The sequence below is a fragment of the Gottfriedia luciferensis genome (assembly GCF_001712755.1).
GTDB lineage: Bacteria > Bacillota > Bacilli > Bacillales > Bacillaceae_G > Gottfriedia > Gottfriedia luciferensis_B.
In genome coordinates, this window is record NZ_MDKC01000013.1 from 44,446 (window position 1) to 57,463 (window position 13,018).

General features: G+C 36.4%; 4 protein-coding genes. All 4 read left to right on the forward strand.

Annotated features, from left to right (window positions below; genetic code table 11):
- The first annotated feature begins 97 nt into the window (after positions 1–97).
- The 4 genes from BED47_RS10565 (at position 98) to BED47_RS10580 (ending at position 12,933) form a co-directional block, all read left to right on the forward strand.
- Positions 98–8,119 carry a S8 family serine peptidase gene (locus BED47_RS10565; protein WP_069033652.1) on the forward strand — a complete coding sequence of 2,674 codons (8,022 nt, stop codon included), beginning with the start codon at positions 98–100 and terminating at the stop codon, positions 8,117–8,119.
- A 622-nt stretch (positions 8,120–8,741) separates the two neighbouring features.
- A complete protein-coding gene (locus BED47_RS10570; protein ID WP_069033653.1) occupies positions 8,742–10,241 on the forward strand; it encodes a malate:quinone oxidoreductase in 1,500 nt (499 codons plus the stop codon).
- 418 nt (positions 10,242–10,659) lie between these two features.
- On the forward strand, positions 10,660–11,910 hold the full coding sequence (locus BED47_RS10575; RefSeq protein ID WP_069033654.1) for an ABC transporter substrate-binding protein: 1,251 nt from the start codon (positions 10,660–10,662) through the stop codon (positions 11,908–11,910).
- 84 nt (positions 11,911–11,994) lie between these two features.
- Positions 11,995–12,933, forward strand: a complete 939-nt coding sequence (locus tag BED47_RS10580) for a carbohydrate ABC transporter permease (RefSeq protein WP_069033827.1) — start codon at positions 11,995–11,997, stop codon at positions 12,931–12,933.
- The last annotated feature ends 85 nt before the right edge of the window (positions 12,934–13,018 follow it).

Below are 13,018 nucleotides of genomic sequence, written 5' to 3' on the forward strand. Positions count from 1 at the left end.
AACTATTAAAATTCAGTCATCAAAGGGGGAGAAATGGTTAAGGGGGAATAGAGCTTTTGCTCTATCTATTAAAGTAAAGAAGGGAAATGAGAAAGGTATGAGTCATCGAAAAATGAAAAAGATGGTCATGTCAACGTTTCTTGCAACTTCCACACTGCTAGGATACACAGTTCCGGCGTTTGCCATGACAGGTGGAACAACTGCAAATGATAGTAAAGCTGTCCAATCTGACAGTAATAGCAAACTTGACTTGACTCAAACGCAACAATTGCAAAATTTATATTTAGAGAAGCTTCAATTTGATCCACAGCTATTAAATTCTTCGGATCAATTAGATTTAATTATTCAATTTAATGTTGATCCAGCCCCAATTCAAATGCAAAATCAACAGAAGAATGCAATTTCTGGAAAACTTTCTGTTAATCAAGAAAGCACGCCGGCTGTTACGTTAGAAAGTGCTCAAACAGAAGTAAATCAAACACACAGTGACTTTAAGAGTTTCGTTAGCAATGAGTCTAAAAAATTGAAAGCAGCAGGCGAATCTAGCTCTATTCATATAGGAAGAGAGTATACTCAAGTATTTAACGGGTTAGCTGTCAAAATTCCTAAAAGTTCACTTAATGATATATTGGCATTACCTTACGTAAAGAGTGTCTATCAAAATGTTAAATATGCGCCAATTCCAGCTTCTCAATTAATCGATGTTCCAGCGAGCGTAACAGGTGACGGAAAGGTTTCTGATCAAAAAACAAATCCAAATGTATTACCTGCTATTCGTTCAAATCGATCTAACATACAATCAGCAAGTAGTACTTCAGATAGCTCTTCCGTATCAGAAAAAGCAGTTAATACGCAGTCTGGAACAGTTCCACCTCCGGGTCCAGAAGGCCCACAATCTGGTGAAACAGCAGTTCTCGATTGGTTAAAAATACATGATTTACAAAATGAAAACATCACAGGGAAAGGCGTAAAGGTCGGCGTTATTGACACAGGTCTTGACTATAATCATCCAGATATTGCTGGAGAATATCAAGGCGGTAAGGATTTTGTAGACAATGACAATGACCCGATGGAAACGGTATATTCTGACTGGTTAACTGCAAAGAATGCCAATGATTCACTTCCATCTGATCAACAAGACCCGAATTTTCCAACAGATTACCATAATTATATTACTTCTCACGGAACCCACGTAGCTGGAACAATTGCAGGTCAATCAAGAAGTAGTTCTCCTTATGCAGTTAGAGGAGTTGCTCCTGAAGTTCAGTTATATGCTTACCGTGTATTAGGTCCTCACGGTGGTACAGATGAGGCAGTTATCGCAGGGATTGAGCAATCATATAAGGATGGGTGTAAGGTAATTAACTTATCACTTGGTGCAGCTTATAATGATTCATTGTCACCTAATGCTGTTGCAATTAACAATATTTCTGACCTTGGAGTAACTGCAGTTATTGCTGCTGGTAATTCTGGGCCAGGTGCTGGAACAGTAGGAACTCCGGGTGCAGCAGCTAAGGCAATAACTGTCGGCGCAATTGCTACACCTACTCAAGTTCCAACGTTTGACATCCATTCGTATGGAGCATCAGGGGAAGATTCATTTGCGATTACAAATACGCGTTTAATCGGAAAGGATTTTTCGGAATCGAATTCAAAGCTTAGTGGATCGACTCAGTATGATATCGTAGATGCTGGATACGGCACACCTGCTTGGTATGATGATCTTCGTAATAAAAATATTGATGTTAAAGATAAAGTTGTTCTTGTCAAGCGCGGTGGTTCATCTATGGACCAACTAATGAAGTACGCGACTAATGAACATGTTAAGGCAATGATTTTGTGGAATCCATCGGACAATTCTAATCTTCTATTTGATGATCAGGGGTTTTATCCATTTTATTTTGGTTCTATGGGTAGTACGGTTTACACTTTGCAAATAGGCAATAAAGATGGAACAAAATTCTATAATGCTTTTAAGGCCGGTACGATTAAGAAAATATCTGTATCGAATGCTGGAAATTTCACAATGCCAGGGAATTCACTTGCTAGTTTTAGTTCAACCGGTCCAGTTACAGGTTCATTAGCAATTAAACCTGATGTTGTTGCACCAGGTGTAGATATTTTCTCAACAGCTCCTTATGATATCTGGGAACCAAATAGCAAAGATTATTCGTATAATTACCAAACAATGTCAGGTACATCAATGGCTACTCCTCATGTTGCTGGTATGGCAGCATTGATTTTATCAGCTCATCCAAACTATAAGCCTGAGGATGTCAAAGTAGCATTGATGCAAACGGCTGATCCTATAGACTCACAAAAAAGTTTATTCCAAATCGGCTCTGGTAAAGCCGATCCATATCAAGCGGTGCATTCTGATATGCAATTTAAGGTAAAGGATTTTATTCAATCACGCTCATCAACTGATGATTCATCAAGTTCAAATATTATTAACATAGCAAATACAACAGGTTCATTTTCGTTTGGCTATACTGCTCGCTCAGTAGATGGTTCTGTTACGAAAACAGGCGATTTGTATATTACTAATAACGGAAATGCTGCTAAGACCTTCAACGGATCGAGCGCTTTCTTTAAGGATGCGTTCATGACAGATGGACAAGATGGTGTAGAGCAAGGTGCTAAAATTAGCATAAGTAATGCAACATCACCTGAGACTGAAATAAAGTCAATTACAGTTCCAGCAGGAGGAACTATTCATCTTACAGTAAAATTTACTGCTCCTACTTCAGCTGCAAGTGGATATTACGAGGCATATATTAACTTTGTTAATCAAGCTAATCCTGATGAAACTTACCGCATGCCTCTTGCAATTAATGTTCAAAGTAGAGGACTAGATTTTAGAATCCAAAGAAAAGCTTTTACGTTAAGTGGCGATAAAAATTTTAATCCTAATACATTTGCTGTTGTTCCTCAATCTTGGGCAGAGGTTCGAGTAAAAAGTCCACTAGATCCTTCATTTGGTTTTAGGCTTTATATTATGGATATAACAGGAAGTAAATATATCGGATATATTGCTACATTTAATCTATCTGCTTTTACTCTTGGTAATTTGGTTTATGCACCGTTATTACTTAATGGTAATTATTACCCTTATAAAGATCCTATTTCTAAGGATGATCCTAATTTATCAGTTAAACTTACACAACAACAATCAACTCAAAAGCAAGTTGGAGAAGGTGGTTATACAATACAAGCTCGTGCTTTAGACGCTACTACTGGTCAGTTATATGAAAAAAACAGCACAGTTTATGTTGATAACACCGCCCCAACGGTACAAATGGATAAAGGTAGTGAACCGGGCATTTATGAAATTGACCCCAATGGTCCTATGACAGATGGGGCGTTAAAGTGGTTCTCAGGAAAAGCTTACGATTCAAATGTTGATTATATGAAAAACGTTGGACATGAAACGCAAGTCCCAGCACCACCTAACTATGATACTGATACAAATGTAAGTCAGTCTTTAGGTAGAATTGACGGAATGGTTGGTGATTCAAACTCAGCACCGTACGTCAACTATTTCCTTTCCCCTAGTGGTGATGGACAATTTAAATTTGGTATTAGTAAAGAAGACCTTGTGAATACTTCTGATGACCCATTAAAAGAAAATTACGGTGTACAGTTCAGAATTTATCCTGAAGATTATTCATTTGCAGGTAATCTTGAAACGCAAGGACAATTTTATTATTTTGTTAAAAAAGGTAATGAGTATGTAGTTAATCGATTTGCGCGACTAGATTCGCCGGGTTCAACTACATTAAATGGAGTCGATCCTAACTTCCTTGTTGATAAAACATTAGTCTCAAAAGGAGATAACTTTAAATCAACATTATCTATTAAATATCCTAAAAATCTTGTTGGAGCGAAGTTCTATATTGATAGCCTTCCTTTTGCGGATATAAATGATATTGATTTTAGTCCGGAATACAAAGCCTTTTTAGCAACAAAGGGTCTTACAGCTGATAAGACTTGGATTCAAAAAGACACGGATGTAAATGGAGATTTTATATTCAGTTTCAATCTTCCGAAAGATGTACAAGCTCAAGGTGTATTAAATACAACGGACACAATGAGTGGTGGTGTTGCTAAAGAAATGCCTCTTCTTGACATTAAATACAAAGTATCAAACGATGCGGGATACGATACTTTATGGCTTGTTGGTTCTGCAAATATACCGGAAATCACAACGTATGACGGTGGGAAAAATGGAATGGATCGAGTCCCTACATTCCTAGATAAAAAACTTTACATTAAAGGCTCAGCGTATATTAGTGGAAGTATTAGACCGGAAGGTTTCCAAAACTATCCGACTTCTAATTCATTCGGTAGATCAACGCCAATAACAGCTGATGGTTCGGGGGTTGAGGTTAAGTTTGAAGATCCTAATGCAGGTGGTATTACGTCTAAATTGTCAATAGCTCAGGATACTACAGCCAGCGCTTCAAGTGCAAATCCAGGAATTATTCAGACTGGTTTATTCACAACTGACCTTCCTATGCAAGCAGGAGACAAACCATACAACTTTACAATGAAAATGCCAGGTCATTTAACGTTCTATGGAACATTAGCTGTTAATACTGCAGGGCAATATAATTACGCAGCGGGAGGAAGTTATTCTGTTCCGAATGCAATCATGCTAGCAGGTGATGTAAATGGTGACGATGTAATTGATATGAAAGACATTGAGAATGAAAGTGCAGCTTACAATAGCTTTGTTGGTACACCATCAACTTACACAAGAAATGCTGATTTTAACTTCGACGGTACAATTGACTATAGCGACTTTGAATACATCATCAAAAACTTTGGAAAATACAATACGACTGCACCAAATGCATCAACTTTAGAAGGAAAAATCGTTTTAACTACAAGTAAAACAATAACAATCACTGGATTTGGCACTTTACCAAGCGGTTCAGATCTTACTGCTTTTAACACTATTGTAAAACCAGTGCCATATATTAAAACAAGTGATAGCACCGCTTTTGTATATTATGGAAAAATAAATCCGTTTCAATTATTTTCTGTAGGCTATAAAACACCAGACCCTGTAAACGGCGCTACTACTCTTACACAAATTGAAGATACAGCTTGGAGAACTGCTGTAGACGGAGCTGGTGGACAAATTCTGATTGATGGAGTCGACCGAAAAGCAGCTACGAATTCATATAATGGCGTTTCAACAAATTCGATTATTGAAAAAGTAGTATCTAACAAAGGACAATATGAATTTGATCCATCATTGTTCAAAAAAGCAGGAGTCCACACAATCGTGTTCAAGGCTCCAGGTTATATGGATCGTTCTTTAAAATTCAAAATGCTAGATGGTATAGGAAACAGCTTTTCACTTTTATCACCAAACAACGTTGCAACAATCGGAAAAGCGTTGACATACACTCGATCAGATACAACAGGCTCAACAGCTGCGCACTATCGTGATATTTGGCAGCCAAATATTAATTCAATAACAATAACTGACCCTAACAATAATGTTGTTAAAAACTATACCGGAGCTGAATTAGCAGGACTCTTTAACCAATTGACGCCAGCAAACGCAACAACATTTAACTTTACTATCCCAGCAGGTATTTTCACGACGCCATCGTCGAGTAGTGCGGATTGGAAGATTACAATCTCAGCTGACAATTACACTTCGTATTCATTCACACAAAGAATTAATGCGTTCTCTTCTCCAACGTTGACTGCTGAAGCAAATCGTTATTTTAATGATAGCAATTCAAATCCAATCTCAATTGGAGTTGGAGCTACAAACGATACACAAGCGTGGAGAGATGCGATTACAGCCATTCAAATTAGCGGTACTACAATTAATAGAGCGGATTTTGAAGCTAATAAAATCACAGTAGGTGCTCCTGGAACACCAATTAAGATTGATGAAGCGCTAATCACTGCTCCAGGTAGTATAAAAATTAATATAATCGCATCAAATTACCAAACTACGTCTGTTGATCAACCTCTCTACAAACAAGGGGTAACACTTACAAGTCCGGCAGGTACGATTTATGCTGGAAAAGACCTTGTAATGACATTTAATCCAGGTGCAGCTGCATCTGATTGGATATCTGTTATGAAGGCTGGCGGTGATATTAAATTTGGCGGCAATTCAATCAAAACTAGAGCTGTGATTGATGAAGCATCAGGAACGTTAAAGATTCCATATGATTTAGTAAGAACAAATGGTGGAGCTGCAGTTTCAAGGAGTTTAGTTGTTTCAGCTCCGGGTTATGCTGACGTTAATGTAAATGCAACTGTTACACCACAAACTGCACCTGTAATTGCACTTTCGTCAACTGCAGGAACACCTCAGTTTGGTGATACCATTACTTACTCTATTAATGGGGATGATAATCCGTTATGGAGAAGTTCAATTTTACTTGCACCGACGTCAGATCAATCGATAGATAACGGTGATATCACACTTCAATTATCATCGATTACATCAGTAAAACCTTATGTCACAACATCCGTAAAAAACGGTACAGGATCAGTAACTATTGATGGAAATGCAACACAATCTACTACTGCTGCTGGTAATAAGAACGTTAAGTTCATATCACCTTACTTTACGCCAATCACAATCGCTCAACCATTTGTTCAAAGAACGGCACCAACACCGAGTTTGACGCCAAGTGGAGTTAATAAACCAGTAATTATTACAGTACCTAATAATACTGAAAATATGAGATGGGCAAATGCTACAAAGGCAGTTACAGGAGATATTACAGTAGATGGAGTGTCAACTAAATCGGATACAACAATCTCATCAGATGAGAGCAATATTACAATTACTCTACCAGGTACTGCTTTCTCAACAACAGGTAATAAAGAGATTATGTTTACAGCTTATTGCTACCCGGATACAAAGGTAACTCAAGTAATTAAGAGCAATCCACCAGTGTTTGCTTCTAAAATTGCTTATATTCAAGAAGACACACCAATCACTATTAACTACAATCAAGATTCAGATTGGCTTGCAGCGTCACCTGTTGTTTCACTTAATGGCAAAGTAGTTGATTCTAGCAAGTACACTCTAACAGCTAAGGAAGTAACATTTGTTGATCGCTCTTTATTTAAAGACCTAGGAGATTATAATTTTACAATTTCTGCACCTGGTTATATCGATACTTCATTTACGATTATCATAAGTGATGATTTATCACATTTGATTTCGGCAACAGCGGACAGCAACGGTAAAATTGATCCGGATGGCTTTACTTCAGTGAAACATGGATCAAATCAAACGTTCAAAATCACACCGAATACAGGTTTTGAGATTGGAAGCGTTAAAGTTGATGGACAAGAAGTAACAGTAACAAACGGCGAGTACACTTTCACAAACGTAACAAAAAATCATTCGATCAATGTAACATTCAAACAAATCGTTCACATCATCACGGCTTCAGCTGGAAGCAATGGAACGATTAGTCCGAACGGTAGAATTGCTACGAATTATGGAACGAACCAAACATTTAATATCACGCCTTACGAGGGTTATGAAGTTTCAACGTTTAAAGTAGACGGTGAGGATACAAAGTTAACAAACAACTCATACACGTTTACGAACGTAACAAAAGATCATACGATTAATGTAACATTTAAACAAATCGTACACACAATCACAGCAGCAGCTGGAAGCAATGGAACAATCAGTCCAAACGGTAATGTTTCTGTAAATCATGGAAAAGATCAAACATTTACGATTACACCGAATAAAGGGTATGAGGTTGCTACATTTACTGTTGATGGTGTAAATACAAATCTTACTGGTAATTCGTATACGTTTACAAATGTATCGAAGGATCACATGATTAACGTTACGTTCAAGAAGATCATTTACACAATCGTAGCATCAGCTGAAGGCAATGGAACGATTAGCCCAAGTGGTATACTTTCAGTAGATGAAGGAGCAAATCAAACATACAAAATTACGCCTGATAAGGGTAATTATGAGGTTGAATCGTTTAAAGTAGACGGAGTAGAAACTAAGCTAACAAATAATACGTACACGTTTACGAATATAACAAAGAATCATACAATCAGTGTTACGTTTAAACACAAAGGTAACAGCGGAAAGTAATGAATCAGCAGAATTGACAGAGAAAGTAAGACGTTCAAAAAATAGGTTTGTTATATAAATAGAAAATATATTTTTTCGAACGAGAAATTAAAGGCTCATTTTGAGTCGCACTAGGCTGTCGGGATCTTCTCGACAGTCTCTTTTTTGTATTAAATCATTTAAATCCGAGTAAATTTAGACCATAATTTGGTTCAATTAAATAATTTTAAAATAATAAGCAAATCTTTCCTTCGGTTATTTTATATTGTACAGGAGACAAACTTAAAATAAGCGCTTACTATATAGAGGTAGGGTTTACTAACTAATCGTGAGTCAAAATTTTATTTTTCTAAAATAAGGACCTTAATGATAGATTTTTAACTTTTTTACATTGTTTAAATAGTTTATAATTATCAGATAAAGAAAAAATTTTTTTAGGGCAGTTAATAATAGAAATATACTATTAATTGGATATAATTAAATAGTGATATACTATTATTAAAATGTAGTTTAAATGTGTTATACTATTAATAAGATATAATTGAGACAGAAAAGGTGTGTTCCTAGGTGGTGCCTTGCTTTTTGTGACACCTAAGCAGGAAAACCTACTTTTTTGCAAATAAAGGGGAAAAGGAAGGTTATTATGAGCAACAGACAAACTAGAACAGACATTATCTTAATTGGTGCCGGAGTCATGAGTGCGACTTTGGGGTCATTACTAAAAGAGTTAGCACCGGAAATGGAAATTAAAGTATTTGAGAAATTAGAAAAAGCAGGAGAAGAAAGCTCTAATGAGTGGAATAATGCAGGTACGGGACATGCTGCGTTATGTGAGCTTAACTATACATCAGAAAAAGCTGATGGATCGATTGATATTAGCAAGGCGATAAAAATTAACGAACAGTTTCAACTTTCAAGACAATTTTGGTCATATCTTGTAAACAATAACTTGATTGGTAATCCACAAGACTTTATCATGCCGATTCCTCATATGAGTTTAGTGCAAGGTAAAGAAAATGTGGAATTTTTGAGTAAACGATTTGAAGCGCTTTCTAAAAATCCTCTATTCAAAGGGATGGAATACTCAGAAGACGCTCAAAAGTTGAAGGAATGGATCCCGCTAATCATGGAGGGACGCACATCTAATGAACCAATAGCGGCAACAAAAATAGACTCAGGAACGGACGTAAACTTTGGTGCTTTAACGCGTATGATGTTTGAGCACTTAGAGAGTAAGAATGTAGAGATAAACTATAGACATGCTGTAGAAGATATTAAGCGCACTAGTGACGGCTCGTGGGAAGTAAAAGTGTATAATATGAGCACAGGTAATATCGATTCCCATATTGCAAAATTCGTATTTATCGGTAGTGGAGGAGCTAGTCTACCTTTACTGCAAAAAACTGGTATCCCTGAGTCAAAACATATTGGAGGGTTCCCTGTAAGTGGACTATTCTTAGTATGTAAAAATCCAGAGGTTGCCAAGCAACACCATGCAAAAGTATACGGAAAAGCTAAAGTTGGTGCACCACCAATGTCTGTTCCACATCTTGATACAAGATATATCGATAACCAAAAGTCGTTATTATTTGGACCATTTGCAGGCTTTTCACCAAAGTTCTTAAAAACAGGTTCAAATATGGATCTGATTAGCTCTGTTAAACCAAATAACGTTATGACGATGTTAGCGGCAGGCGTAAAAGAGATGTCATTAACTAAATATTTAATTCAACAAGTCTTATTATCGAATGAAAAACGTATGGAAGAATTACGTGAATTTATTCCAAATGCTAAGAGTGAGGATTGGGATATCGTAGTTGCTGGTCAACGTGTACAAGTTATTAAAGACACGCCAGCTGGAAAAGGGACACTTCAATTCGGTACAGAAGTAGTTAGTGCGGCTGATGGTTCGATTGCGGCATTACTTGGAGCATCTCCAGGTGCTTCGACTGCTGTTCACGTAATGCTTGAAGTATTAGAAAAATGCTTCCCTGGGCATATGATGGAATGGGCTCCAAAAATTAGAGAAATGATCCCATCATTTGGATTATCTCTAGAAGATCATCCAGAACTTTTAGATGAAATCCAATCTTCCACTTCAAAAACGCTTGGATTAAACGAAAAAGAGCTAGCTTATAATTAATTTTTTTAAATTAAATAGCATAATTAAGTTAAGTTAAGAACCTTCAATTAATAGTAGATTGGAGGTTCTTTTTGTTGTGATAGGCTATAGGAGAATAGGGCTAAATGACGAAGATAATGATGAATCCTGTCGATTTAAATTTTTTGAAAAATTGAAAAAAAGTGTTCATGATTTAAAAAAGAGGTGTTATACTACATACAACTGGTAATGACATCATTACTAAAGTGAATTTATGAAAGTTATAACAGGGGGTGAATGTTCTATTAGAAATTAAACATTTTTTTGTAAGCCTTTTCAAATCAACTGGTAATAACATCATGACAACGTATTCATGGAGCACAATATTCCAAATCATGTCTTTTAGAGCAACTACTAGATTAAAAGGCTTTAAACTTTTAAGAGAAAGAAGGGGAATAGGATGAAAAAGTGGCTTGTTTTGCTACTAACTTTGGCTTTAGGCTTACTAGGATTAGCTGGTTGTGGTAGCAGTGACACATCGGGGGATGCAAAAGATGGAAAGGTTGAAATTACTTACGGTTTTTGGGATAAGAAGCAAGTTCCCGCAGTTGATGAAATTATAAAATTATTTAATGAAAAGTACCCTAATATTAAAGTGAAAACTGAGCTTACTCCATATGCACAGTATTTCCAAAAGTTAGAAACTGCTGCAACAGGAGGAGCATTACCGGACGTTTTATGGATGAATGGTCCACATATAGTCCAATATGCGGAAGGCAAAGTAATTGTCCCACTTAGTGACTTAGCATCAAAGGACAACTACAGTCTAGACAATTATCCTAAGTCATTAGTCGATCTTTATACAGTAGATGGAAAGCTTTATGGTATTCCAAAAGACTTTGATACAACTGGACTTTGGTATAACAAAAAGATTTTTGATGAAGCAGGTATACCATACCCAGATAATACTTGGGATTGGAATAAGTTAAAAGAGGTTGCTAAGAAGCTTACAAATAAAGATAAGGGAGTTTACGGCTTTGCGGCTTTAATGGGTAACCAAGGCGGATATTATGATTTCATTTGGCAAAATGGTGGTCATATTATTTCCGATGATGGCAAATCAGTCGGATTTGATCAACCTGAGGCAATTGAAGCACTTAAATATAACATTAGTTTTATAAAAGAGGGTCTGTCTCCAACACAAGCTCAAATGACGGAAACAGCACCATCAGAGTTATTCTCTTCTGGAAAAATTGCAATGATGTTTGATGGACCTTGGATGGTTCCGGAATATAAGAAAAATCCAGATTTAAATGTAGCTGTCGTACCTAAAGGAAAACAGCGTGCAGTTGCCATTCATGGATTAGCAAACGTTATTGCGGCAAACACAAAACATAAAGATGCTGCTTGGAAGTTTGTTCAATTCCTAGGTTCTAAAGAAGCAGCAGAAGTATATGCGAAAACTGGTACAGTAATCCCTGCTTATAATGGTACACAAGATGCTTGGCTAAAAGCTGTTCCAAATTTAAATCTTCAAGCCTTTATTGATGGAGTTGATTATTCAGTTCCGTTACCAAGTGTAAAAAATACGGGCGAAATCTGGCAGTATGAAACTGATATCTTGAAAAAGGCATGGAGCAATGAAGAAAGTGTTGAAGATGCTGCAAAAGAATTAACGAAAAAGGCAGACGAGGCACTAGCAAAGAACTAAAAAAATGAAGAGAAGAAGATTTATAAAGCCTAAAATTACTTCTTCTCTTTATTTCCCTTAAAAGGAGTGAATACAGTGAAAGAAATGCCCCTACAAGTTGAAGTGAAATCAAAAAGTAAACTAAAAATACCAAGCTTATCAAAGACGAAAAAACGATCAGATTATTTTTGGGCGTATTGTATGATTGCTCCAACAATGATTGGTTTAACGATTTTCTATTTGTGGCCAATCATTCAAACGATTTACTTCAGTTTTACAGAATGGGGAGCATTTGGGCAATATGAATGGACAGGATTAGACAATTATAGACGAATGTTAGAAGACTCTAACCTACTACAGTCGTTTAAAAACACAGGCATTTATATCGTTTTTACGGTTCCGATTGGTATATTTTTATCAATTCTTATAGCAGTACTTTTAAACCAAAAAATTAAGGGTAAATCTGTTTATCGAACCTTATATTTTTTACCTGTTATTACCATGCCAGCAGCAATCGCTATGGTTTGGAGATGGTTATATAATTCTGATTATGGGCTCCTAAATTATCTTTTATCCATCTTTGGCATAAAAGGTCCACAATGGGTAAGTGATCCAAAAATTGCACTGTATTCAATTATAGTAGTAGCAATTTGGAGTGGACTTGGTTACAACATGGTTATTTTTCTTTCAGGACTACAAGGGATTCCAAGATCATATTACGAAGCAGCGGAGATAGATGGTGCAGGGCCAGTCAAGGTCTTCTTTAAAATAACACTACCGTTACTTTCCCCGGTTATATTCTTCGTAACAATCATGTCCTTTATTGGGGCGTTCCAAGTGTTTGATTTAATTTTTATGATGATTGGGAAAAGCAGTACAGCACTCGAAAATACTCAATCAATTGTGTACTTATTTTATCAGCATGCATTCGTGTTAAATGATAAAGGTTATGCTGCTGCAATTGCCGTTTTACTATTAATCATTATTTTGATCATTACAGCGATTCAAATGGTTTTACAAAAGAAATGGGTTCATTATGATTGAAGGAGGAGTAACCATTGGAGAAAGCAAGATACCAGATTACAAGTAAAACAATCTTAATTCATTTAATCCTAATTGTCGGCGCCTT

Excerpts from the sequence above, each read along its gene's own strand:
- BED47_RS10580 (WP_069033827.1), top strand. The coding sequence starts at position 11,995 with ATGCCCCTACAAGTTGAAGTGAAATCAAAAAGTAAACTAAAAATACCA.
- BED47_RS10565 (WP_069033652.1), top strand. The coding sequence starts at position 98 with ATGAGTCATCGAAAAATGAAAAAGATGGTCATGTCAACGTTTCTTGCA.
- BED47_RS10575 (WP_069033654.1), top strand. The coding sequence starts at position 10,660 with ATGAAAAAGTGGCTTGTTTTGCTACTAACTTTGGCTTTAGGCTTACTA.
- BED47_RS10570 (WP_069033653.1), top strand. The coding sequence starts at position 8,742 with ATGAGCAACAGACAAACTAGAACAGACATTATCTTAATTGGTGCCGGA.